The following is a 24,108-nucleotide window of genomic DNA, read 5'->3' on the forward strand; positions in this document are numbered from 1 at the left end:
CCATGGCCGTACAACTGACCGAAGCAAACCTGCGCAACAGGATCTGGTTCTGGCTCGAAACACATAGGGAGGAGGTCCTGGACCTCACCCTGCGCCTGGTGCGGATCAAAAGTCCCCAGCCCGAAGGCGACGTGCGCGGCATGGCGGATCAGATCACGGCCATCGCGTCACAGATCCCGGGGGTGGAGATAGAACGGCACATTTCAGAGGAGCCGATCCACAACCTGGTGCTGCGGTTGCGGGGCAACCGCCCCGGCAAGCGGCTGGTGTTCAACGGGCATTTGGACACCTTCCCTGCCGGTGATCTCAGCGCATGGACCCGCTCTCCCGAGGGAGAAGTGGTTGGCGACAAGGCCTATGGCCTGGGCATTTCGGATATGAAAGGGGGTATCGCCGCCAGCCTCATGGCGCTGAAATGCCTGGCAGAAACCGGTGCGGATTTCCCTGGAGAACTGGTCTGCACCTTCGCCGGGGATGAGGAAACCATGGGGGTTCTGGGTACCAAGTTTCTCCTCGACACCGTGCCCCACGCGCGCGGCGACGCCATGATCAGCGGTGATGTCGGCTCTCCCCATGTGCTGCGCTTCGGAGAAAAAGGGATGATCTGGGCCAAAGTCACAGCAAAAGGGCGGTCGACCCATGCTGCTCATGTCCACAAGGGTGACAGCGCCATTGAAAGGCTGACCAGCGTGATGGAGGCGTTCAAATCCATCCGCGAGCTGCCAACCGGCAGCGAAGGCAACAATGTGCTCCCACTGATCGACCGCTGGTCCGAGAAATCAGAGGCACTTTCGGGTGAAGGCGAAACCCGGGTGTTGAAGGCTGCCACAATCACCTTTGGCACGATCAGCGGCGGGCGGTTATCGAACCTGGTGGCGGATCATGCCGAGTTCACCTGTGACCTGCGCCTGCCGGTTGGTGTGTCTGTGGCACGTGCTGAGGCGGAGCTGCAGAGGATTTGCGACGAGATCGAAGGTGTCACGCTGGACATCACCCGCCGCTATGAGCCCAGCTGGACGGCGCCGGATCATCCAGTGATCGAAACCGTCAGAACCAATTGCGCCGCCGTACTGGGTGAGGAACCTGCCGTGACCATGCGCGTCGGTGCTTCTGATGCGCGGCTCTACCGATATGCGGGCGTGCCTTCGGTGGTCTGCGGCCTTACCGCATTTAACCTCGGCGCGCCGGATGAACATATCCTGCTTGAAGAGCTGACTGCGCTGGTTGATATCTTTGCCCTGTCCGCGCATGACTACCTGGTGAGCAATGCTTGATCTGACCATCCTGTTCACGGCCGCCTTCCTGGCCGGAGTCCTGAATGCCATTGCAGGCGGCGGCAGTTTTCTGACCTTTCCGGCGCTGGTTTTTACCGGTGTGCCGCCGATCCCGGCCAATGCCACCAGCGCGGTTGCCGTCTTCCCTGGCTACCTGTCAGGGGCCGCGGGCTTCAAGGAAGAACTGCGCAGCTATGACCGCCGTGCGCTGTTCACGTTGACGGGCCTGTCTATCGCCGGTGGTATTGCGGGTGCTTTGCTGCTGCTGGTGACGCCTTCCGAAGTGTTCAGTTTTGTGGTCCCCTGGCTGTTGTTGTTCGCCACACTGCTATTTGCCTTTGACAAGCAGCTGCGGGCAATGACCACCCGGGAGGCCTGGCAGCGGTCCTTTCGGCAGGACAGCAGCCACACTTGCTGTGACCACCTACGGTGGCTATTTCAACGGCGGTCTCGGGATCGTGCTTCTGGCGCTGTTCTCTGGCCTGGGATTCCGGGACATCAACCTGATGAACGGGCTGAAGAATGCCCTGTCCTTCATCCTGTCGGGAGCCTCGGTAGCGACCTTCGCCCTGGCGGGCATCATTTACATTCAGGAGGCGGCGTTGATGATGGTTGCGGCCACAATCGGCGGATACGCCGGTGCGCGTCTGGCCCGCCGCCTGCCAGTTCAGGCCGTGCGTGCTATCGTCATCGCTGTTGGCCTGGGAATGACCGTCGCCTTTCTGCTGCGTGGGTAATTAATGGTTTCAAAAAGTAGCAAGATCGACATTTGCAAGAGGGTCACAGGACAACCACGGAACTGGTGCGGCTTTGCAGCTGATGGCCGTTGAAAGATGCCGCCAAAATAGACCGCGCTCAGATTAAATTGCCAAAGCGGCGGTTGCCGGAACTTTGACGTCAATTCCGATGGAATTGTCAGATTTTCTTGCAACGCTGACGTTCGTCCCGAACGCAGCATCTGTCGAATTGGGCTCAGAGCCGCCGAATGCTCATGAAGCAGGTCTAAAGTTGAAGCGGTAACGGAACCAGCCGCCGGAATATTCCAGCAAGCCGTTGATCTTTGGCCGAATCGTGCGGCGCGCGGACGTTAGCATCTCAAGAGCAGTGGTTCGCACTGCAAGCGGCGAAATCTGATTTCGAGCCCAACCTGTGAATTCGAATTTCGCGCTGCATGCACACGCAAGATCAGAAATGCTACAAGCGCTCAGATTTCAGCGCCGCAGAGCAGCGGAAGGAGCGGTCCTTCATGCTTGCGCTCCAGAAGAGCAGAAATGTCAGATCAAGTCCCGTGTCTTACAGGTTAATCTAGATTTCCCAGTGCTTACTAGCATGTACTGAGGAGTGTGTCTCAACCGCTTCCGTCACTGCCGGGGCCACGGGCTCAGCACCATTGCCATCGACCTTGAACCGGCCCACCAGTTTTGCCAACTTGATGGCGTTGGAATTCAGCATATGGCCTGCGGCCGTGGCTTCTTCCGCCATCGCGGCATTCTTTTGGGTCACCTGATCGAGCTGGGTCACGCCGGTGTTGATTTCGTGCAAGCCGGTAGATTGCTCCTCTGCGCCTTCGGCGATTTCGGTGACCAGCTTCGAGATATGGCTGACACGGGTGGAAATTGACTGCAGAGCCTCGCCTGCCCGACCTACCAGATCGACACCCTGATCTACTTGGCGGGAACTGTCGGTAATCAGCGTCTTGATCTCCATTGCTGCATCCGAGGAACGCTGCGCCAGTGCCCGCACCTCTGAGGCTACCACCGCGAAGCCGCGGCCGGCCTCACCAGCACGGGAGGCCTCTACACCAGCGTTGAGTGCCAGTAGGTTAGTCTGGAAGGAAATATCGTCGATCACCTCAATGATCTGGTCGATTTTGCTGGAACTATCCTCTATTGCACCCATTGCGGCGACTGCGTTTCGCACCACTTCGCCGCTGCTTTCAGCCTCTTGGCGGGCCTCTCGGACGGTATTTTCTACACGGCGCGCGCCCTCGGCTGCGGATTTCACGCTGGCTGTAAGCTCATCAATCGCCGCCGCTGTCTGCTCCAGGGTAGCAGCCTGGCTTTCGGTACGGTGCGACAGATCATCCGAGGCTTGGCTGATTTCCGCCCCGCCGTTACGGATACTCGAAGAAGCCTCGATCACTTGCTGCACTGTGGTGTTCAGGTTGTCGATCGAGCCGTTAAAATCGTCGCGCAGATTTTCATATTCCGCCGGGAATGCCTCGGTGATGCGTATAGTTAGATCGCCATTTGCCATACGTGATAGGCGCTCGCTTAGCTGCTGCACCACATATGCCAATTCGGCGTCTTTGCTTTGGGCCTTCTGCTGTTCGGCCTCCTGCATACGAACCAGTTCGGCGCGAAACGTCTCCAGCGCCCGGGCCATATCTCCAACTTCGTCGCCGCGCTTCTGGCCGCGGATTTCCACTGCGTTGTTGCCTTCAGCCAGGCCACGCATGGATACTACAATCCGGTGAATGCCCGAAGCGATGCCGGATCCTGTCACCAGCGCCATTGCAGCACCGATTATTATCGCAGCAACAATGGCGGCAGGGATCATTTTGCGCGTCTGAGCTGCTATCTCTTCGCTGGCAGCTTGGTTGGCAGCCATCGCCGTAGAAACTTCATTTCGAAGTTTCGCCATAGTGGATTGGAAGCTATCAAAAAAGGCCTTGCCGCGCCCCTCTGCCACAAAATCCGCCATGTCATCCATAGTGGCCGCGTCACCGATTTCTCGACGCAAGTCCAGCATTGGCGCCGCAACCTCACCGCGCCATTTTTCAATTACTTCGGAAATGCCATTCAACTGATCCAAAACTAGAATGTCTTCCTGCATCGCGGCCCGGAAAGCATCCATACCAGCATCGAACCGCTGGGTTCCTTGCACAAAGGGTGTGAGGAAAAACTCTTCTCCCGCCAAAAGAAACCCGCGCATGCCGGTCTCCATGTCTACAGCTGCGGCAAGTAGGTTTTTTGCCATGCCAAGTACAAGATAGTTTCTCTCAACATCTTGGAATGGCTCTTGGAGTAAACCTGGATCTGACAAGCCCGCAGTGATCCGTGATGTTAGAGATTTACGATTATCTACCAGCAGCAGCTCTTCCATTCCGATCATCTGGCCGACAAGTGTACGAAACTCTTCAAAGTATACCTTGCTCTTGGCCCTTTTTACTTCATCGGCCATGTCATTCATGGTCATGGCATCGCCAATCTCTCGGCGCAGTTCTATTGCATTGACGGCCACTTCGCTCTGCCACCCAGCAAGCATCTGTTCTGCATCAGATAAATGCCTTAAGATCTTTGCCTCACCAGCTGCCATCTGCCGCAAGATCTCTAAAGACTGTGCTACCCTTGTCTTCCCGGTCTCAAAAGGAATTAGATACTCGTCTCTGCCAGCGAGAAGATAGCCACGCAGTCCAGATTCCATCGTAGAGGCGGCCTCTGCCAGCGTCTGCGCCTCGTTTAGAATTGCCTGCGTGTCAGAAACCATCTGTGTGGCTTTTTCAATTCGCCCCAGGTTGATCGCCGAAAGAACCCCAACCGCCAATACCAACACCAATGGGAAAAGCGCGACCAGAACGATTTTTGTTTTGGTGCTAAGGTTATCAATTGCAGATTTCCAAGCCGCGAATTTCTTAAGAAGTCTCATCTCATCATTCCTGATTGTATGGGAGGGGCAGGTCAAACTGAAAGATAATCACCTCTTCCTTTTGGCTGCTCATCAAATACGAATGCACTGCCACTAGAGAGCCGGGCCTAGCGGCTCGCAATCCGTCACGAAACCAGAAGTTAAAACTCTAGTCGCCCACTTTCCAAAAAGACACCCCAGCAAAAAAAGTGTCAAAATGCGCGGTGCGCAGTTTATTTGCCAGTCATTTGCCATTTTTTAATACACATCTTCCTGCGTATTCAGCCACTTCACCCAGCGCTTCCTCAATGCGGATCAACTGGTTGTACTTGGCCAGCCGGTCAGAGCGCGCCAGCGAACCGGTCTTGATCTGGCCGCAGTTGGTGGCCACAGCGAGGTCGGCAATGGTGGCGTCCTCGGTCTCGCCCGAGCGGTGCGACATCACGTTGGTATAGCGGGCGCGGTGCGCCATATCGACCGCCTTCAGGGTCTCGGTCAGGGAGCCGATCTGGTTCACCTTCACCAGCATCGAATTGGCGACGCCGCGCTCAATGCCGTCGGCCAGACGCGCCGGGTTGGTCACAAACAGATCGTCGCCCACCAGCTGCACGGAATTCCCGATCTTGTCGGTCAGCAGCTTCCAGCCGTCCCAGTCGTCCTCGGACATGCCGTCTTCGATGGAGATGATCGGATAGTCATTGACCAGCGCCGCCAGATAGTCGGCGTTTTCTTCCGAGGTCAGGGTCTTGCCCTCGCCCGCCAGCACGTATTTGCCGTCCTTGTAGTATTCGGTCGCCGCGCAATCCAGCGCCAGATAGATCTCTTCACCAGGGCGGTAGCCTGCTTTTTCGATCGACTTCAGGATGAAATCCAGCGCCTCGCGGGAGGATCCGATATTGGGGGCAAAGCCGCCTTCGTCGCCGATACCGGTGGACAGGCCCGCCGCGGACAGCTCTTTCTTCAGGGTGTGGAACACTTCGGAACCCATGCGCACCGCTTCGCGGATGTTGTCCGCGGTCACCGGCATGATCATGAATTCCTGGATATCGATCGGATTGTCGGCATGCCCGCCGCCGTTGATGATGTTCATCATCGGAACCGGCAGCACGCGGGCGGAGGTGCCGCCAATGTAGCGGTAGAGCGGCTGGTTAGTTACTTTAGCTGCTGCCTTGGCAGCCGCCAAAGAAACTCCTAAAATTGCGTTCGCGCCTAGGCGGCTCTTGCGGGCAGTTCCGTCCAGCCTAATCAGGAATTGATCCAATGCTGATTGATCCAGCACATCAAAGCAGAGCAGTTCATCGGCAATCTCACCGGTAATAACTGCGACGGCTTCCAGAACCCCCTGTCCCCCGTAGCGCTTCTTGTCGCCATCGCGCAATTCTTCCGCCTCATGGGCACCACTCGAAGCGCCCGAAGGCACAGCCGCGCGGCCCATGGTGCCGTCTTCCAGGATCACGTCGACCTCAATCGTCGGGTTACCCCGGCTGTCGAGAATCTCGCGCGCCTTTATGTCAAGTATAGTGCTCATTTATTCCATTCTTCGTTTTTGCAAACAGCAACTGTTGAACCACCGAGCGTTATTAAAGGTTCAGCAAAGCTTTCAAGCATCAGGTTTATTGCGCGCTTACAGATTAGTTTTCACCCAACAATCTGATGCCGCGATCAGCAACTCTCAAAACAAAAGGCGTTATTTGAGAGGAATTGCGTTGACGCATTCAAACCAATGCCCGCCAATTCAGAGCAAATAGAGAAAGGCAAATCATTCATCAGGCCTTTCTCCGGGTAAGCAAACGCCTGCCAGACAGGTTGATCTTCCCCTGGGTACTTTGCCGCGCCTACTCTCCCCCTGCCGCAACAGTATCGGCCCAATAAGCCATGACTTCAGTCACTCCGTGGCTTGAGGCATCATCCCATCCCGCTATCGACGGGCAGGCAAAGTTGTACGGATAGGACGTGCGCGGGGCAAAGGTGATACAGGGAATAAGCTGGCTTAGAGCTTCCTTGGCAGAGGCCGGCAGAGCGCTGTCTGCAATTGTGGTGCCGTCAAGGCTCGCGTCAATACGTGCTTCATGGATCGCTTCTTCCGGATCCATTCCGAAATCCAGAAGATAGGATGCAAGTTGGGCGACGGCGGGCATGATTTTCCGGCCACCAGCTGCACCAAGTCCGAACCTCTGGCCATCAATGCGCTCCAGCAGTGTTGGACACATATTCGCAAGACAGCGTTTGCCAGGTCCAATGCTGTTTGGTTTGCCTGGCTCTGGATCAAACCACATGATCCCGTTGTTCATCAGAATGCCGCTATTCGGCAAGGTCATACGGGAGCCGAAGATCGAAAGCAGTGTCTGTGTAACCGACACTATGGTGCCTTCGCTGTCGACAACATTGAAATGGGTCGTACAGCTAGGAGCTGGTTCGTGGGCAATGTCGCCCATTGTGTCATACCGCTCTTGATTGGCCATCCGAATTGCCCGGTCGTATTCTGCAAAGTCCTCAGCTAAGGGCTTTGGGCCTTTCGGCGACCAATCTGAAAGCAGCTGAAGCACCCTTTCCAAAGTCGGGCCCGCTGTCATATGCGGGGTGCCAAAAATCCTATGACCTTTATAGTCGAACTCGGATGCCGGCACGATTTGAGCACGGTAACCACTGAAGTCTTCAATGCTGTGACGGCCGCCCGCTGCCCGAAGATCTCCAACAATTTTGTTTGCCAGTGCGCCTGAGTAAAATGCCTCTGGCCCTCGGGCCGCAATAGTTGCGAGCGTCACAGCAAGAGCGCTTTGATCACAGCGGGTTTGCCCCAAGGCTGTCCACGCCGACGCCCTGGGGAAACCATCTTCATCCAAGTACGCTGCTTTAGAGGCTGGAAAATGCGACAGTCCCTTTGCAGAACCGGCAATGATCAGCTGCGCATACCAATCAACCAGCATCCCTTCCTCGGCTTCTGCTACCGACGGGGCGACCAGATCCGCCCATGGAACGGTGCCGAATTCCCGGTGGGCTTCACCAAGCCCTGCAACCAGACCCGGGATGGCCACAGCCTTCGCGCCAAAGACATTGGCGTCATCCTCGACCGCGGGCCATGGAAACAGATCGCTGGCTTTGCCGCCAATGATTGGGTAGTCCGTTGTTTGCAAACCCGCTGGAGCACGCATTCCAAAGTCAACAACCTGGGCGCAATCGTCTTGCCGGCGCCGGATGACCATGTAACCGCCGCCGCCGATGCCGCTCATCCATGGTTCAACAACACCAAGGGCAAGTGATGTGGCGATCGCAGCATCAATTGCGTTACCGCCCTGGTGCAGAACATTCGCCCCGATTTCCGACGCAATTCGGTTTTGTGAAGTAACCAGCCCGTTTTTACTAGTGACGGCCGGTTTGCGGATATGAAGTGACTTGCTCGCTGCCCGGCTCATGCTTGAACCCCTTTCCGGTCATTGATTGTTCTTCGCGTGATGAATGCAACAGACAGAATGGTCAGGACGAGAAAGAGGATGGAGATCGGTGTCGACACGAACACCGACCAGTTCCCAGACGATATCGTCAGCGCCTGCCGGACGGATTGCTCACCGATTGGTTCCAGCACAAATCCGATCATCATCGGTGCCAAGGGGAACGCGAGTTTGCGCATGCCATAGCCAAGAACTCCGAAACCAAGCATGACCCACAGATCAGTCGGGCTCGAATTGAAGCCATAAACACCCAGCAGGCACAGGATGGCAATGACCGGATAGAGAACGTACCGCGGTATCATGGCAATTCGGGAAAAAAGCCGAATGGCAGCGAGACCGATCACCGGCAGCATGAGCGCAGCAATCAGCAACGCAATGAAAATTGCGTAAACCAGGTCCAAGTGCTCCGCAAAAAGCTGCGGGCCAGGTGCCAGCCCATGAATAAGGAATGCCCCCAGCAACACAGCAGTGACAACGTCGCCGGGAACGCCCAAAGCCATCAATGGGATCAACGCGCCGCCAGCAGTTGCATTGTTGGCGGATTCCGCCGCGGCAACTCCATCTAGCGAGCCCTTGCCGAATTTCTCAGGTGTTTTCGACGCCCGTTTTGCTTCGGAATATGAAAGAAACGCAGATGGGGTAGCGCCCAGCCCCGGAATGGAGCCAAGAACAATGCCGATGGCAGAACCGCGCATGATGGTGGGCAGCTTCTCCCGGATCTTTTTCCAGCTGATTTTTGCCTTTGGTACGGCAACTTTCTTCACTTCTGAAAGCGGGGCCTCGGCCTGAATGAACAGCTCTGATACTGCAAACAAGCCAATCAGCATCGCCATGAGTGAAATACCGTTCAGCATGGTGATTTCCCCGAAAGTAAAGCGCGGGGTGGCCATCATCGGGTCCAGCCCGACAGTTCCAAAGATAAACCCAAAAGCCGCCGCAATCAGGCCTTTGGTCAACGAGTCTCCAGAAACGCCTGCAACGATTGTCAGAGAGAAAAGGACCAGCGTTGAGAACTCGGCAGGACCAAACTTTGTCGCCAACTGGGCGAGCAGTAAAGCGCCGAAGATGAGCGCAATTGTTGAGATCACGTCGCCGATCACAGAAGACCACAGCGCCATACCCATTGCCTCGCCGCCTCGCCCTTGCTGCGTTAGCGGATACCCGTCAAGAACAGTCGCTGCTGCAGCGGGTGTGCCTGGTGTGTTTATCAGGATGGCAGGGATGCAACCGCTGAACAGGGCGCCTTTGTAGGTTCCCAGCAGCAGGGCAAAAGCTGTAATAGGTTCAAATGCGTAGGTTAAGGGAATGACCAGCGCAATGCCCATTGTGCCTGTCAAACCCGGCACCGCCCCCATGAATACACCGAATGCAACACCGGCGAAGATTGCGATCATATTCTGGATCGACAGAAGCATCTCCAGAGCGGATAGAATATCTGCAGCCATTTCGGGACCTCACTGAAGGGGCAGGTTCAGACCAAAGCTGAACACTGCAAAAAGAATTGCTGTGGCCGCAGCCGGAAGCAGAAGGATTGCCAGTAGGTTCCTGCAGCCGAAGACAATCATGAGAGCTGCAATCAGCAGTGGCGCTGCGAAGAAGTAGCCGAACCATTGGAATACGAGGATGAAGCCCGCTATGGCTGCTGCGGACAGCAGCGGGCTTAGTTTTTGCGGCTGGTTCAGAGCGGACGGAGCCTCGGCCTTGCGAGGGTTATCAGATGACCGCAGTGAGGCCGCGATCAGAATGCATCCGCCAGCTCCGATCAGCACCGTGCCCAGTTTCGGAAAAAAGCGCGGCGACATGGCGCCTATTCCGTTGTCCGCAACGAAATTCGGTATCAGGAAGTAATACAGGACGAGCGCAAGTACCAGCAGGCCCGCTCCTGAAATCATGTCCAGTTTGTAGATGTTCATCTTGGCCTCCCAACCAAGAAGGCCCGCCAGTCAAGCTGGCGGGCCAGTAATTTGCCCGTTACTTGCCGAGGCCCGCGGCGCGAATGATCTCGCCTTGGATCTCATAGTTTTCACGAACATTCTGCTCGAAGTCAGCACTGTTGCGATAGGTCATTTTCATGGCCAGCTTGTCGATGATCGACTGAAGCTCCTCGCTTTCAGTTGCCTTTTTGATCGCAGCGTCAAGCCGCTGCACTGCCTCTTCAGGGAGGTTCTTGGGGCCTGCGATACCGAGAATGGAGGGCGCCTCGATGTCATAGCCCAGGTCCTTCAATGTCGGCACGTCGGGGAATTGGTCCATGCGCGCGCCAGTGATGATGGCAAGGAGCCTGAACTCGCCGGATTGCACCTGCGGCAGCCACTCGGTTGCACCTGCCATAACATCGACATGCCCGCCGAGCAGAGCTGTGACGGAAGCGGCGCCACCCTTGAAGGGCACGGCTTTCCAATCCAGTTCTTCTTCAGCCGCAAGGCGCTCCATGGTCAGATGCTGGGGTGTTCCGGTGCCGGCAATCGCGTAGCTGATCTCGCCTGGGTTGCTTTTGGCGAACTCCACCAAGTCCTGAAAGGTTTGGTAGGGAGAGTCTGCAGGAACGACGACCCCCAGGTTCCAAGCTCCGTACTGCGAGATGAACGTGAAGTCCGTCAGCGTGTCATAGGGCAACTCCTGCGTATGGGGCGACAGAACCGCAGCCCCAGTTGTGAAGGTGAAGACGTTGTAGCCGTCTGGCTTTTGTGCAGCGCCAAGCCCTGCGGCCACCGAACCACCGCCACCCGGTTTGTTGATGACTGTGACGGTTGCGCCCAACTCCTCTTCCAACAACGAAGCCAAGACCCGTGCGGTCGAATCCGTGGTGCCGCCTGCTCCGTAGCCGACGGTCAGGTTGATGTTTTTTTCCGGCCATTCCCCCGCTGTCGCTGCAGTGGCGAAAACGGCCAGGCCAAGGGCGGCTGCTTTAAGTAGAATTTTCATTGCTCCTCCCAGTTATCGTATATCGATTTTCATGATCGATAATCAATGTTGTATTCTTTTTTTAAGGCAGTCAACAAATCTTTCCATCCTCCTTGTTGCACCTGTCGCGATACCTATGCTTCACTTGACCAGAAGGGAGTGGATACGAATGAGTTCAAACGCATTGCTGAAAGCTCTGAACGCTCTCGAAGCATTCCAGTCTTCCTCCGGGTCGCTGACTGTGAAAGATATCTCAAAACTGACTGGGGAAACGGAGAGCTCCGTTCAAAGGAGCGCCTATACCCTTGAAGCGCTTGGATATCTGGAACGGGAAAACGCTGGCAGCAGGTACGTTCCCGGCCGGTCTTGCCTGCGTCCGGTCTATGGCTACCTGCGCAATAACAGGTTTCTGGAAGCCGCCACTCCTTATCTCATCGATCTGTCGGAAAGGTATTCCACACGGGCTGACCTGACAGTTCTGGACGGAACCGAAATTGTTTACCTTTCCCGCATTCCAAACCGGGATGAACTCCTGAATCTCTCCCCTCTCGGAAGACGCTGGCCGGCGGTCAGTACAGCTTCAGGACGAGCAATTCTTGCTGCCTTGCCGGAAGAGATGCGAAGCAAAATCCTGGCGGGTTCCGCTTTCTCGAAGATTACCCCAATGACCCTGACCAGTTTGGACGCTGTCGAAGAGGCCATCCGCGAAGCTCAATCTGCCGGCTACGCCTATCAAAGCGAAGAGGTTCTGATCGGCGCGGCATCAGTTGGCGCGGCGGTGAGCGGTGCGGATGGCAAGGTTCACGGTGCGGTCATTCTGGGAGGTCCCGCTTCGGCATTTGAGACTTCCAGCCAGCGGAACATTCTGGGGGAAGCGGTTAAGAAAGCAGCACTGGCCATTGGGGCATACAATCTGTCATGAGAACACTTCTCCTCGAACAGACACTCACTGGTAACGACCCGACGCAGGATCCGAGATACTTGACCTCAGTCGAGCGGGGCTTTCGGGTTCTAGATGCCTTATCCTCCAGTTCAAACTCTATGTCGCTGACTGAACTTTCACGGAAAACCGAACTGGCGGTCCCGACGTTGCAAAGGCTGACTGCCACACTTGTCACCGCAGGTTATCTGGAAAAGGAGTCGAGCTCTAAACGCTACCGACCGACTGTTAAAACTGTAGATTTGCTATTCAGCTACCTATCCCGCAATCAATTTGCAAACCGAGCCTGGCCGCATCTGGTAAAACTCCGGGAGGAGCTTGGGCTGGATGTGTCTTTGTCGGTGCCCCTTGGCGGATCGATGGTCTACGTTCACCGGCTGCCAGGATATTCAGGGAATTTCGAAAACACGCTCCCCGGAAAGAAAGTGCCGATGCACTTGTCAGCCAGCGGCCGCTGCGTTCTTTCCTTCCGGAGCCGCGAACACGTGGAAACCCAGCTGTCTGCCTACGGACTAGAAGCACTTACTCCTTGGTCTCTCACTGATACCGAGGAGCTTATGCAGCAAATCTCTCTCTGCCGCGAAAGGGGATATGCGCTAGTTCAGCAAGAGGTGACACCTGGCATAATGACGCTGGCCTGCCCGGTCTTACAGGGGGCAACAGCAATTGCAGGCGTGTCGGTACACCTCCCTTCTGCCGGCTCTAATGTATCTGTGTTTCTGGACAAGGCGCTCTTGCCAGTCGTTTCGGTCTCTCAGGCTTTAAGCATGGGGTAGTTTTCCTCTGGCTGAGGTTCGGCGATCGACATTCCTGCAATCCGCGGCGTCGGAAGGAATGAAGTCGTGAATGCAATCACTTCTATAGAGGCTGCAATGAATCACGAGAAAGCCGCTCAGGAGGTCAAGAACTGGTATCGGGTCTGTTCCCCTTACTATGTCCGCAACGTCCGGAGTTTGGATTGCCGGCGAGGTTCGCGGCGAAAACACGGTCTCTGTTCGGGTCAAATCGACACCCGCGAATGACCGCTTCGACGACACGCGCTGCACTGTAACGATGGGAGCGCTGCGTGTGCGAAGGGATGCTGCGCCAGCAAAGGCGAAAAGTCCAATGTCAGGTTTGTCCGGCGTCTGGATTGTCGGCGAGGGCTGCGGCGAAAGTGCGGTCTCGGTTCGGGTCAAATCGACACCCGCGAACGACCGCTTCGACGAAATGCGCTGCATCGCAAAGATGGGCGCGCTGCGTGCGCGAACGGATGCTGCGTCAGCAAAGGCCAAAATTCCAATGTCGGGTTTGTCCGGCACAGCAAACCTTGGCTTTTCACGCAGCAAAAGTCAGCAATCGGCCCTATTTCGGTCCGCTGTCTATCCCACCGAGCGTGATCCTCGACAGCCGCGCTGCATTTTCCGGTTCCCATTTCTGGCGCAGGCCGCGGACATAATCCGCGTCACTCTTCAGCTTTTGCCGTTCCTTGGCGAGGACGCGTTTCACGGTCCGCACCACCAGTTGAGCAATGCGCGTGACCATCGGCATTGCCGGGCGGATTTCTTTCAGCGTTTCATCCCGCTCGCCCTTGGTATCCGGGGCGGCCGGGCCCCAAGTCAAGCCTGCCTGCTGATCCGCAGACGCCTCCCGCCAGAAGACCGCCCCATCAGCAACCAAATCCAACCCGGTCTCGATGGCATCCGTGATGACCTCTGCCTCCGTTGCCTTCAACCGGACCTTTTCTTCTGCCTCCTGCAGCCTCTTCTCCTCAGCCAGCCGGGCAGCCCGGGCCTCAGCAGCCGCTTTTTCTTCCTGGCCGCGGTGCTGAACCATCCGCCGCAGTTGAGCGGCCAGATCAGATTTCTCTGCCTTCGTGGCGTTCAGCACCTGCTCGGCCTGTTGCCTTTCTTGGATAATCCGCGCGCGTTTTTCCCCTTCGGCCTTTCGCGCTGCCGTTTCGTCCCGGTACTTTTCTGCAGCTTCTTCCGCCCTTGCCTCATACCCCTTAACCCTCGGCTCCAATGCCCCGACCTCAGCCACAATTTTCTTTTTCAGAGCATTCGCGGCGTCAGCCGCTTTTTCCTTCTGCACAGCTTCTGCCTCCGCCGCATCGCGGCGGCGGATCATCTTTGCAGTTTCCCGCGCGGTCCGCTGTTTGCGGGCCCGCGCCTCTTTCACCGCGCGCTTGCGCGACTTTTTTACCGTGGCCTTGGCCAGGTCCCGGCCGTTTTCAACGGCCGCCTTTGCCTCATCCAGAGCATCGCCCAGGATGCGCTTCTTCTCCGCTTGCGCCTTGAGGCGCTCCTCGGCACGCCACTTTGATGGCGGCACATGCTGCCGCCGCTCGGGCAGAGGTTTTCCCTCTGCCCGAGCCTGGCGCAGGGCCTCGGCTCGGCGCTCCCCCCTGATGATCCCGATTGTCTCGAAGGCCTCTCCGGCAAGATCCTGGGCATGCTCATAGCTTTTGATGAGCGGGTTCTCAGATGGCTGCAGCAGGATCTGATGCCCGCGGTTGGCGGATGGCTTCTCGGTCCAAACGGCCACGACAAAGTGGATATGGTAAGCCTCCTCATCGACGTGGGCGCTTGCATAGCGCAGCTGACCATGTGGAAAGTTTTGACCGAGGAACGACATGGCGGTTTTGCGGAAAGCAGAGACACGTTCCGGATCCCATTCAGAGAGCCCTGCCCCGCCCAGCCAATCTTTGTTGACTGTGATGATGCCTTCCCGAAGCGGACCTCTGCTGCAGGACCGCCAGGGGTCTGCAGGCCCTTCCGCCTCCAGCTTCCTGGCGTCCTTCATGCGTGATTTGGCTCTGAGGGCACGCAAATGCTCCTCGTGATTGTGACGGCGCATCTCAGCAATTTCGCCGCGTATCTGCTGCTGCCAGCCCGGCTCGCCGGCCAGCACCTGGTTCAGCCGCGACAGCTCCAGGTCGACATGATCCAGGTCGCCGCCGCCGCGCTTGTCATGCATCTTGAACTTGCCAAGGTCCCGCGGAAACAAGCCTGCAAATCGCAGCACAACCGGTGCTTCATTTAGAATTACGGGCTGGGCTTGGGTGAACTTGGGCTGTAGGGTCATCTTGCTGCTCGGATCTGCTTCTCTGATCCGAGTCTCCGCGAAGACGAAGAAAATCCCGATAGGCTTATTTTTGTTTTTGTGAGGCTTGTACTCACTAGGCAAGTTGCAATCATGGGCTGGGCCCCGGAATTGCAACTTACCAGTTCGCGAGGGGGATACCCCCTTCGATCCCCTCCTCGTCAGCTTGTTTCAGGCCTTCGCCTTCAAAAGCTTCCTGCGGCCAGCAGCCTGCTGGACCCGCCCTGCCGGGGGCCGTGGATGACTTATTCTTTTTCGATAATCTTGAATGGCAGAAGGGTGTTTCGCTTCCGTAGCCTGTTGCCGATCAGCTTGTTTTATCCAGCCAGTCAATCAATGCGCGCCTAATCATTTCCGGACGGGTTGGGAGATCAGGTTCGAGACGACGTCGGTCATCGATTGCATTTATGAGTTCTCGCGGCAATCTGAGCGTTAGCGCTTCTGTGTCTTTCTTGGGAGGGGCCATTCCGATATTACCATTTTGATGTTGACATCATGATGGCATTATCGCACATTGTTCAGGCGAGGCAAGAGCTGGAACCTCTTACCTCGCCCTAATCACACTGACCTCGGCTATGGAGACCAGCATGACTACCATCCCCGTTATCACGCGCCCCGGCGCGGCAAAAGCCCTGTGGCCGGCATCTGTCGCAGATGACAGCCCCACCTTCATCACCCGCACCTTCGACACGCTGACCAAAGCAGTGGACGAAGCCCTCGAATTGGACCGTGATCTGTTGCACGCGCTGTCCTGGGATCCCGCGTCCACCGATATCCAAGAGGCCGCCGAAGCCAAGTGGCAGGATTGTCTTCAACTCAGCGGCGACATCCTGACGGCACAAGTGGTCAGTGCCGAAGATTTGCCAATGCAGCGCATGAGCATGCTGCTGCACTTTCTGATCGAATCTGAGAGCCTGGACGAGGCACTTCGATTCCAGCAGCTGATGCATGAGCACCGGGACCTTTTCACTACCGATGATCCCGGTGTCCGCGAAGCGCTGAACCGCGCGGCGCGGCAAGTCGACACCGTGGTGGAGATGGCAGTGACAGCTCCGGAATTCGCGCCGGTCTGATCCCCCCAATCCCCCGTGACATAACCTGACCCGGCCCGCGGCGGTTCTCCCCGCCTGCGCCCGGCCGCTTCATGCCCAATTCCAGATTTTCCCGGCAGGTGCCCCATATGCGGCGCCTGCCCTCTCTCCCGCCTTGCGCAAACGGAGTTCTCAATGACCCATACATCAACCGCCACGTCCGCCGCCTTCCCGCTCACCATTCACCCCCACTGGCGCGCCGCCGCCGAAGCCAAGGGCTTCGGCATCTTGCAGCGGGTCAAGGACCGCTATCACCTGCTCCTGTCCTGCCACACCTGCCGACAGACACATGCCAGCAAGATCTTTGTTCTTATGAACAGCCAGCCGCAGTGCCCGCACTGCATTGAAGCGCGCTGGCGGGACGATGCCACGGCAGCCGGCCTTGAATGGGCAGGCCGCGATCCGGAAGACCGTCACTATGCCCACTATATCGCCCCCTGCGGCCATAACTTGCGCCGACAATTTGAGATGATGAAGCGTGCCGCCGGGACCTGCGACGTGCGCTGCGAACTCTGCCAGCAACAGAAGGAGCAAGAAGAAGCCTCCGCGCAGGGTTGGGAGCTGATTGGACCGGATCCGAACAGGAACCAAAACTACCGTCTGTACCAGCATCAGGCCTGCGGCCATGTTCAGCGGATTGCCCGTGCCAACATGCAGACTGGCCGGTTTCAATGCAGCAACTGCGGCGAGGGCTGGAGCAGTGCGCCAAGTTTTCTCTACGTCATGAAGCTTAAACTCGCCAAAGGTGCCAAGCTGATCAAACTCGGCTACAGCCGCGATCCCGTCTCCCGCCTTTACCACCAACTTCTGAAGACCAAGGAGACGGAGGCGCAGGTCCTGCGGACAGTTCCCATCAGCTCCGGCCACACAGCTGTGCAAATTGAAAAAGGCCTGCATGCGCGGCTGAAGGCGGAGCACCCCGACAGCGTCGCGCCGCCAGACCTCTACGCAGAAGAGCTGAGCGTCAAAAGCGAGGTCTACTTCGCCGATGCGACCCAGGTGATCTTCGCGATGCTCGACGCCATCCGAGCGGAAGAAGACACCTAAGCGCCCCCCTCTTCAATTTCCGAACTGTTTCACGCCCGGCTCTGCCAGGCGCCTGATCCTCTTTGCCTGTTCACTGGAGGTTTGCCATGAACCAATCCAACCACTCCCCCGCGCGCCCCGATTGGTGGCAGTTCGCCGAAGACTGCGCCCGCCGCTATAATCTCTATCACAGAGAGCTGCAGCAAACTCGGCGCAAGACACTCAAAGAAGACGCGCCAGACGACAGTGCTGGCACCGGGGAGCCCCTTGTGCCCCCTGCACCGGATCACCCCCATTCTTTGCTGCAGCATCTGAGCGAGCACCCGGACGCGCGGCATCTACCGCCGGAACTCTGGGAAGCGCTGGAGCAAGAAGGCGCCGACCCGTACGCATGTAACGATTCAGGCCAATGGCTGCCGGAAACAGACCTGCCGGCAGACAAGCTGCTTCTGCTGCTGCGGATCGCCGCGGCCTTCGGCTCCCCGGCGGCAGTAGACGCGCAGCTTACCCGGGGCGCCGTGCTGATCCTGCGCAACATTCCAGTTCCCGGGTTTTCCGGCGTGGAAAATTTCCTCAACCACGCCCTGCTGCCGCCGGGCTGGCAGGCCTATGATTCCCGACGCCAGGTGCAGCTGCCTCAGCGCGTGACCCTCGCTGTCCCCAGCGTCCGCGATGACGAGATTGAGCAGCGGCACTTTGATGACCTGCAGGATCTCATCATCAAAGGCCTGGCGCATAGCCAGCCTTTGTGGATCTGCTTGCCGGATGAGATGGCGCTGCCGGCGCCGCTGGTGACGGAGCACTGCCATCAGCTGACAGTGCCGCAAGTGGACGCAGATTTTCTGATCGCCCTGCTGCGTCAGACGCACAGCCGGACGGGCCGCATTGATGAAGCCGCCGCCCGCGCCGCGCTGCCCCCGAACGGCCAGTTGCAAGAGCTCTCCACCGCCGCGCTCTCATTCGCCCTGCGTGCGCCCACAGCGAAGAAGATGGCGCAGCGCCTGTCCCAGGCACTTACCGCCCCGGCAACGCCGGAACCCGAAGCCGGAACACCACCAAGAGAGATCACCGGCATCGGCCCGTCCTATGACACCGCCCGGCAACTGGTTGCAGACCTGCGGCTCTGGGCCGAAGGCGAAGTGGCCTGGAATGAGATCCCGCACTCCTTGCTGCTTTTTGGCCTGCCGGGCACCGGCAAGAGCCACCTCGCCCGCGCGATGGGCCGGAGCGCCGCTGTCAATTGCGTCGAGACCAGCTGCGCCGAGTGGCAAAGCGCCGGCCATTTGGGCAACCTGCTGCTCGCGATGCGCAAAAGCTTCGACGAAGCCCGGAAGAATGCGCCCTGTATCCTTTTCATCGATGAGGTCGACGCGATCAGCTCGCGCACCAGCGGCGACACCCACGGCAGCAGATATGGATCGCAGGTGATCGCTGGTCTCCTGGAGCAGATGGACCGCATTAGCCTGGAGGAAGGGATCATGGTGGTTGGTGCCTGCAACCACCCGCAGCACATCGACCCCGCGGTGCTGAGAGCCGGGCGGTTTGACATCAAGATCGAGATGCCGCTGCCAAGCATGGCGATGCTGCAACACCTCCTTGCTGAGCGGCTGCAGGACGCAGTTCCCGCGGATGCGCTGCAGCAGCTGGCGCGGGACTGCATTGGCAAAACCGCTGCCGACGTGGACGCGGCGGTGCGCTCAGCCCGCAGTGAGGCCCGGCACAGCGGCTGCGCGCTCGATCTGCAGCTTCTGCGCCGCCATTTGCAAGTCATGGCACAGGAGGAGAACCACGGCCTGCTTTACCGCATCGCCATTCATGAAGCCGGTCACGCCATCACCTCGTGGAGCTACGGCGAGACGATCACGCGGATCAGCCTGTCTCCATCTGGCGGCACAATTGAGCGGGATGTTCCCCCGAACGCGGGTCTGCCGGCAGACTTTGAATGCCAGCTGTATATCCACCTCGCAGGGCGGGCGGCGGAGCGGCTCATCTTCGGGGTTGTTTCTGCCGGGGCCGGCGGGGGCGCGACGTCCGATTTGGCACAGGCTGCGCGGATGGTCCTGGCGATGGATTTTGAACTGGGTTTAGGGACCTTCGGCAACGGCTGGTTCGGACCGCAGGATCCGGCGCAGCTGGCAGAACCCGACCGCAAACGCCTCCGTGAGAAGCTCGACTACGCAGAGGACCACGCGCGTGCATTGCTGTACCCACATCAGCGGCTGTTGCAGGACATGGCTGCGGCTTTGGTGCGTGAGCGTGAGTTCGATGCCAAGGCGGTCCGGTCCTGGCTGCGTGATGTGCCGCGCAAAAGTGGCCCAGAGCCGGTCCAGGACCAGTAGATGCGCCCGCCAACCAAGCCGCGCCGCCACCGGATTTGCACAAGGCTTTTGCGCAAACTTCCGCGGTGCAGGCACCGGTTGACCCAAAATCCGGATAATTCCCTCCTGGAAATACTTTGCCCCAAAGCCCCGCCCGGGCGGTCTATGCCCGCATCCCTCCCCAGCCCCCTCTGCAGAGGGAAAGTTCCGTATTTCGAGGCCCTTATCCACAATTTCCGTCTCCGCAGGGTAACAACCTGGGTCGCTCCAACCCAATCCAGCGCAGTAAACTGTCTCCACCAGCACACGCGGGCGGCCACCGCCCACCGGAGACAGGAGACCTCGGCCAATGGCACGGGACCGGAAGAGACATGCCGAATGCCAGCAGGCGCCGGAAACACCCGGCCGCCCGCAAAACGGCTCCTGCCGGCAGGACGCCAGCACCCGCGCGTCACTTCACGAACTCCTGCGCGCCCTCGCCCGCGAGGCAGCCCGCACCGACCACCGGGACGGCAAAACTCCCGGTTAACACCAAACCACCGGAGAACACCGCCATGTCCCAGCCCAGGCTCAGAGCAGCCATCTACGCCCGCTACTCGACAGACCTGCAACGCGACGCCTCTGTCGAGGCCCAGATCCGAGACTGCACCGATTACGCCAAGGCCCAGGGGCTGGAGGTCGTGGCCACCTATTCCGACCGCGCCATCTCCGGCGCCAGCCTTATGCGCAGCGGCATGCAGGCCCTGTTGCGCGATGCGCGCGGCGGCACCTTCGATGTGGTTATCTCGGAAGCCCTCGACCGTCTAAGCCGCAACCAGGCCGACATTGCCCACATCTACCAGGAATTTTGCTTCAACGGCCTCCCGATCGAGACCGTGGCGGATGGGCTGATTTCGGAGATCCATATCGGGCTGAAGGGGACGATGAATGCGCTCCAGCTCAAGGACATCGCGATGAAAACTCACCGCGGTCTCAAAGGGCGCGCACTGGAGGGCAAATCCGCAGGCGGCAAAGCTTACGGATACCGCATGAAGCCGCAACTCACGAGCAATGGCGACGTAATCCGCGGCGAGCGCGAGATCAACCCGGAAGAGGCCAAGATCGTGCGCAGGATCTTCCAGGATTATGCCAGGGGTCTGTCTCCCAAGAAGATCGCAGAGGCGCTCAATAATGAAGGCGTGCCTGCCCCGTCCGGCCGCCACTGGGGTGCCTCCACCATTCACGGCAACCGCCAGCGCGGGACCGGCATCCTGAACAATGAGCTCTACACCGGCCGGCAAGTCTGGAACCGGCTGCGCTACGTGAAGGATCCGCAAACGGGCAAGCGCATCTCGCGGCTGAACCCGGAAAGCGAGTGGACGATCACCGACGTTCCGCAGTTGCGGATCGTCGAACAGGATCTCTGGGATGCAGTCCGGGCTCGCCAGGGCGCGCTGAAGACCGCAGGCACCAATGTCCCGGTCTGGGACCGGCGGCGGCCAAAGACGCTGTTCTCCGGGCTAATGGCCTGCGGCTGCTGCGGCGGCGGCTTTGCCAAGATTTCGAAGGACAGCTTCGGCTGCTCCCCCGCAAGGAACAAGGGCGCCGCGGTCTGCAGCAACAAACGCACGATCAAGCAGGCTGATCTGGAAGCCCGAGTTTTGGATGCGCTGGCGAACCACCTGATGGATCCGGACGCGGTGCAGATCTTCTGCGAAGAATACACTGCCGAGCGCAACCGGCTGAAGGCGGCAGCCGCCGGAAACCGCAAGGAAAAGGAACAGGCGCTCGCCCGTGCCAAACGCGACCACCAGAAGCTGGTGGATGCGATCATTGCGGGCATTCCCGCAGATCAGGTGAAGGACCGGATGATCGAGCTCGACACGCGGCGCCAGCAGCTGGAACGGGAGCTGGAGCATACCCCTGCCCCGGACACGGTGGTGTTTCACCCGTCGATGGCGGAAGCCTACCGCGAACGGGTGTCGCGGCTGATCCAGACCCTTGGCTCCACCGAAGGCATGGAGGAAGCCAAGGAGGCGCTGCGCGCATTGGTGGAGCGGATCGTGCTGACGCCTGCCGCGGAGGGCACCGGCCTGGATTTGACGCTGGAAGGGGATCTGGCCGGGCTGTTGCGGCTGGCGTCGGGTGCGGAAGTGGCGAACACGGCGAAGGCTTCGGACAGTAGATCCGAAGCCTTTGATATTTCTGAGGAAATTGTGTTGGTTGCGGGAGCAGGATTTGAACCTGCGACCTTCAGGTTATGAGCCTGACGAGCTACCTGGCTGCTCCATCCCGCGACAGGTGTTCTTTTGTTTAGAGTTTTTTGGATTTTACTAGGTTTGGCGGTGACCTACTCTCCCAGGGCTTGAGCCCAAGTACCATCGGCGCGGCAGTGCTTAACTTCCGGGTTCGGGAAGGGACCGGGTGTTTCACTTGCGCTGTAGCCACCAAACCGAGAAAAATCCAGATGCCTTCGGCATTTGGATTTTCTCGGTTCGCGGTCGGCAGCGTGTTTACGAAGTAAATACGCGAGAGACCGCCCAGGAGTTATGTCACGAAGACGTTTCCAAATGCAGGAGGCAATACAATCAACATGTCCAAGTGTTTGTTAGGGATGTGTTTGCTTGTTTGGTTTTGAGTAACACTGTCTGTTACTGGATCAAATCAAGCCTATCGGGCGATTAGTACCGGTCAGCTGAACGCATTGCTGCGCTTACACCTCCGGCCTATCGGCGTGGTGGTCTTCCACGGCCCTCAGGGATACCTTGTTTTGAGGGGGGCTTCCCGCTTAGATGCCTTCAGCGGTTATCCTGTCCGATCATAGCTACCCTGCACTGCTGCTGGCGCAACAACAGGTCCACCAGTGGATCGTTCACCCCGGTCCTCTCGTACTAGGGGCAACTCCTCTCAAGTATCCTACACCCACGGCAGATAGGGACCGAACTGTCTCACGACGTTCTAAACCCAGCTCACGTACCTCTTTAAACGGCGAACAGCCGTACCCTTGGGACCTGCTCCAGCCCCAGGATGAGATGAGCCGACATCGAGGTGCCAAACACTGCCGTCGATATGGACTCTTGGGCAGTATCAGCCTGTTATCCCCGGCGTACCTTTTATCCGTTGAGCGATGGCCCTTCCACGCGGGACCACCGGATCACTATGGCCGACTTTCGTCTCTGCTCGACTTGTCAGTCTCGCAGTCAGGCTGGCTTCTGCCATTGCACTCAACGAGCGATTTCCGACCGCTCTGAGCCAACCTTCGCGCGCCTCCGTTACTCTTTAGGAGGCGACCGCCCCAGTCAAACTACCCGCCACGCAGGGTCCCGGATCCGGATAACGGACCGCGGTTAGACATCAAGAGTGCGAAGGGTGGTATCTCAAGGGAGGCTCCACCGGGACTTGCGTTCCGGTTTCGATGCCTACCACCTATCCTGCACATCACAATCCTGATGCCAGTGCGAAGCTGTAGTAAAGGTGCACGGGGTCTTTCCGTCTAACCGCGGGAAGCCTGCATCTTGACAGGCAATTCAATTTCGCTGAGTCGATGTTGGAGACAGCGGGGAAGTCGTTACGCCATTCGTGCAGGTCGGAACTTACCCGACAAGGAATTTCGCTACCTTAGGACCGTTATAGTTACGGCCGCCGTTTACCTGGGCTTCAATTCGGAGCTCTCACCCCTCCTTTTAACCTTCAGGCACCGGGCAGGCGTCAGACCCTATACGTCGCCTTGCGGCTTCGCAGAGCCCTGTGTTTTTAATAAACAGTCGCCACCCCCTGGTTTGTGCCCCCGGATCCAAGTTGCCTTGAACCCGGGCCTCCTTCTCGCGAACTTACGGAGGTATTTTGCCGAGTTCCTTCAACATCGTTCTCTCAAGCGCCTTGGTATTCTCTACCAGTCCACCTGTGTCGGTTTAGGGTACGGTCTGACAGGAGGGCTATTTCCAGGGACTGATCAGCAGCCCGCTCAATCCGATAAGAGCGAACTACCTTCACAATCCGTCACCACTCCACGGCCCAGGAATATTAACCTGGTTCCCATCGCCTACGCCTTTCGGCCTCGGCTTAGGGGCCGGCTTACCCTGCTCAGATTAGCTTTAAGCAGGAACCCTTGGACTTTCGGCGAGAGTGTCTCTCACACTCTTTGTCGCTACTCATGTCATCATTCTCGCTAGTGATCTCTCCACCGGATGGCTCACGCCCCGGCTTCATCGAAAGCCTCTCTCCTCCAATGTATCCGAAGATACTAAGGAGGAATGAGACTATGTCACACTACGCTCTGCTACCATGCACTATGTGCATCCTCGGCTTCGGCTCATGGCTTGAGCCCCGTTACATCTTCGCCGCAGGACGTCTTATTTAGACCAGTGAGCTGTTACGCTATCTTTAAAGGATGGCTGCTTCTAAGCCAACCTCCTG

The 24,108-nt window shown here is 58.1% G+C and carries 16 protein-coding genes, 1 tRNA gene, 2 rRNA genes and 1 pseudogene (1 of these 20 only partly in view); 9 read left to right on the forward strand and 11 right to left on the reverse strand.

Annotation, left to right across the window (positions count from 1 at the left end; all coding sequences use genetic code 11):
- Positions 1-2: 2 nt before the first annotated feature.
- The 3 genes and pseudogenes from ACXAEH_RS11510 (at position 3) to ACXAEH_RS11520 (ending at position 2,011) form a co-directional block, all read left to right on the forward strand.
- Entirely contained in the window at positions 3-1,274 is a 1,272-nt protein-coding gene (locus ACXAEH_RS11510; RefSeq protein ID WP_475032917.1) for a M20/M25/M40 family metallo-hydrolase, read from the forward strand.
- Positions 1,267-1,587 (forward strand): annotated as a pseudogene (locus ACXAEH_RS11515) (sulfite exporter TauE/SafE family protein); the annotation flags it as partial. The gene ACXAEH_RS11510 and the pseudogene ACXAEH_RS11515, both read left to right, overlap by 8 nt.
- A gap of 103 nt (positions 1,588-1,690) precedes the next feature.
- Positions 1,691-2,011 (forward strand): TSUP family transporter, encoded by a 321-nt coding sequence (locus ACXAEH_RS11520; protein ID WP_475032919.1) that lies wholly within the window; start codon positions 1,691-1,693, stop codon positions 2,009-2,011.
- Between the two features lie 568 nt (positions 2,012-2,579).
- Here ACXAEH_RS11520 and ACXAEH_RS11525 read toward each other — a convergent pair.
- From ACXAEH_RS11525 to ACXAEH_RS11550, 6 genes are all read right to left on the reverse strand, one after another.
- The gene (locus tag ACXAEH_RS11525) at positions 2,580-4,922 is read right to left on the reverse strand and encodes a methyl-accepting chemotaxis protein (protein WP_475032921.1); all 2,343 of its coding nucleotides are present in this window, start codon (positions 4,920-4,922) and stop codon (positions 2,580-2,582) included.
- Positions 4,923-5,145: 223 nt separating this feature from the next.
- Positions 5,146-6,429 (reverse strand): phosphopyruvate hydratase, encoded by a 1,284-nt coding sequence (gene eno / locus ACXAEH_RS11530; RefSeq protein ID WP_475032922.1) that lies wholly within the window; start codon positions 6,427-6,429, stop codon positions 5,146-5,148.
- A gap of 307 nt (positions 6,430-6,736) precedes the next feature.
- The gene (locus ACXAEH_RS11535) at positions 6,737-8,314 is read right to left on the reverse strand and encodes a gamma-glutamyltransferase family protein (RefSeq protein WP_475032924.1); all 1,578 of its coding nucleotides are present in this window, start codon (positions 8,312-8,314) and stop codon (positions 6,737-6,739) included.
- On the reverse strand, positions 8,311-9,795 hold the full coding sequence (locus ACXAEH_RS11540) for a tripartite tricarboxylate transporter permease (protein WP_475032926.1): 1,485 nt from the start codon (positions 9,793-9,795) through the stop codon (positions 8,311-8,313). Before ACXAEH_RS11540 ends, ACXAEH_RS11535 begins: the two co-directional genes overlap by 4 nt.
- A 9-nt stretch (positions 9,796-9,804) precedes the next feature.
- On the reverse strand, positions 9,805-10,263 hold the full coding sequence (locus tag ACXAEH_RS11545) for a tripartite tricarboxylate transporter TctB family protein (RefSeq protein WP_475032927.1): 459 nt from the start codon (positions 10,261-10,263) through the stop codon (positions 9,805-9,807).
- A gap of 58 nt (positions 10,264-10,321) precedes the next feature.
- On the reverse strand, positions 10,322-11,275 hold the full coding sequence (locus ACXAEH_RS11550; protein WP_475032928.1) for a tripartite tricarboxylate transporter substrate binding protein: 954 nt from the start codon (positions 11,273-11,275) through the stop codon (positions 10,322-10,324).
- A gap of 31 nt (positions 11,276-11,306) precedes the next feature.
- Here ACXAEH_RS11550 and ACXAEH_RS11555 point away from each other — a divergent pair, with 31 nt between their 5' ends.
- Positions 11,307-12,176, forward strand: coding sequence for an IclR family transcriptional regulator (locus tag ACXAEH_RS11555; protein WP_475032930.1), 870 nt, complete (start codon positions 11,307-11,309; stop codon positions 12,174-12,176).
- Between the two features lie 59 nt (positions 12,177-12,235).
- Positions 12,236-12,970: an IclR family transcriptional regulator gene (locus ACXAEH_RS11560; protein ID WP_475032931.1), complete on the forward strand. Its 735-nt coding sequence runs from the start codon at positions 12,236-12,238 to the stop codon at positions 12,968-12,970.
- A gap of 568 nt (positions 12,971-13,538) precedes the next feature.
- Here ACXAEH_RS11560 and ACXAEH_RS11565 read toward each other — a convergent pair.
- Positions 13,539-15,362, reverse strand: coding sequence for a plasmid recombination protein (locus ACXAEH_RS11565; protein ID WP_475032932.1), 1,824 nt, complete (start codon positions 15,360-15,362; stop codon positions 13,539-13,541).
- A 503-nt stretch (positions 15,363-15,865) separates the two neighbouring features.
- Here ACXAEH_RS11565 and ACXAEH_RS11570 point away from each other — a divergent pair.
- The 3 genes from ACXAEH_RS11570 to ACXAEH_RS11580 all read left to right on the forward strand — a co-directional run bounded on the left by ACXAEH_RS11570 (position 15,866) and on the right by ACXAEH_RS11580 (position 19,734).
- Positions 15,866-16,351: a hypothetical protein gene (locus tag ACXAEH_RS11570; RefSeq protein WP_475032934.1), complete on the forward strand. Its 486-nt coding sequence runs from the start codon at positions 15,866-15,868 to the stop codon at positions 16,349-16,351.
- A gap of 153 nt (positions 16,352-16,504) precedes the next feature.
- Positions 16,505-17,416 (forward strand): GIY-YIG nuclease family protein, encoded by a 912-nt coding sequence (locus tag ACXAEH_RS11575; protein WP_475032935.1) that lies wholly within the window; start codon positions 16,505-16,507, stop codon positions 17,414-17,416.
- 278 nt (positions 17,417-17,694) lie between these two features.
- Complete coding sequence (locus ACXAEH_RS11580; protein ID WP_475032936.1) at positions 17,695-19,734, forward strand: AAA family ATPase; 2,040 nt, start codon at positions 17,695-17,697, stop codon at positions 19,732-19,734.
- 430 nt (positions 19,735-20,164) lie between these two features.
- On the opposite strand, the gene ACXAEH_RS11585 is transcribed toward ACXAEH_RS11580, so the two are convergent.
- Positions 20,165-20,296 carry a hypothetical protein gene (locus ACXAEH_RS11585; RefSeq protein WP_475032938.1) on the reverse strand — a complete coding sequence of 44 codons (132 nt, stop codon included), beginning with the start codon at positions 20,294-20,296 and terminating at the stop codon, positions 20,165-20,167.
- Between ACXAEH_RS11585 and ACXAEH_RS11590 the strand changes: the two genes are divergently transcribed.
- Complete coding sequence (locus tag ACXAEH_RS11590; protein ID WP_475035564.1) at positions 20,268-21,956, forward strand: recombinase family protein; 1,689 nt, start codon at positions 20,268-20,270, stop codon at positions 21,954-21,956. The two genes, ACXAEH_RS11585 and ACXAEH_RS11590, sit on opposite strands and share 29 nt — an antisense overlap.
- Here the strand turns inward: ACXAEH_RS11590 and ACXAEH_RS11595 are convergent.
- The 3 genes from ACXAEH_RS11595 to ACXAEH_RS11605 form a co-directional block, all read right to left on the reverse strand.
- Positions 21,913-21,989, reverse strand: a tRNA-Met gene (locus ACXAEH_RS11595). The two genes, ACXAEH_RS11590 and ACXAEH_RS11595, sit on opposite strands and share 44 nt — an antisense overlap.
- 40 nt (positions 21,990-22,029) lie before the next feature.
- Positions 22,030-22,144 (reverse strand): 5S ribosomal RNA (rrf, locus tag ACXAEH_RS11600).
- Between the two features lie 208 nt (positions 22,145-22,352).
- Positions 22,353-24,108 (reverse strand): 23S ribosomal RNA (locus tag ACXAEH_RS11605) (it continues 1,073 nt past the right edge of the window).

This window comes from Leisingera sp. ABM4_060, assembly GCF_056158765.1.

Bases quoted from the DNA above. Each gene is read 5' to 3' on its own strand.
- ACXAEH_RS11575 (WP_475032935.1), top strand. From the start codon at position 16,505: ATGACCCATACATCAACCGCCACGTCCGCCGCCTTCCCGCTCACCATT.
- ACXAEH_RS11535 (WP_475032924.1), bottom strand. From the start codon at position 8,314: ATGAGCCGGGCAGCGAGCAAGTCACTTCATATCCGCAAACCGGCCGTC.
- ACXAEH_RS11590 (WP_475035564.1), top strand. From the start codon at position 20,268: ATGTCCCAGCCCAGGCTCAGAGCAGCCATCTACGCCCGCTACTCGACA.
- ACXAEH_RS11525 (WP_475032921.1), bottom strand. From the start codon at position 4,922: ATGAGACTTCTTAAGAAATTCGCGGCTTGGAAATCTGCAATTGATAAC.
- ACXAEH_RS11540 (WP_475032926.1), bottom strand. From the start codon at position 9,795: ATGGCTGCAGATATTCTATCCGCTCTGGAGATGCTTCTGTCGATCCAG.
- ACXAEH_RS11510 (WP_475032917.1), top strand. From the start codon at position 3: ATGGCCGTACAACTGACCGAAGCAAACCTGCGCAACAGGATCTGGTTC.
- ACXAEH_RS11570 (WP_475032934.1), top strand. From the start codon at position 15,866: ATGACTACCATCCCCGTTATCACGCGCCCCGGCGCGGCAAAAGCCCTG.
- ACXAEH_RS11585 (WP_475032938.1), bottom strand. From the start codon at position 20,296: ATGGCTGCTCTGAGCCTGGGCTGGGACATGGCGGTGTTCTCCGGTGGT.
- ACXAEH_RS11545 (WP_475032927.1), bottom strand. From the start codon at position 10,263: ATGAACATCTACAAACTGGACATGATTTCAGGAGCGGGCCTGCTGGTA.
- ACXAEH_RS11555 (WP_475032930.1), top strand. From the start codon at position 11,307: ATGATCGATAATCAATGTTGTATTCTTTTTTTAAGGCAGTCAACAAAT.
- ACXAEH_RS11550 (WP_475032928.1), bottom strand. From the start codon at position 11,275: ATGAAAATTCTACTTAAAGCAGCCGCCCTTGGCCTGGCCGTTTTCGCC.
- eno (WP_475032922.1), bottom strand. From the start codon at position 6,429: ATGAGCACTATACTTGACATAAAGGCGCGCGAGATTCTCGACAGCCGG.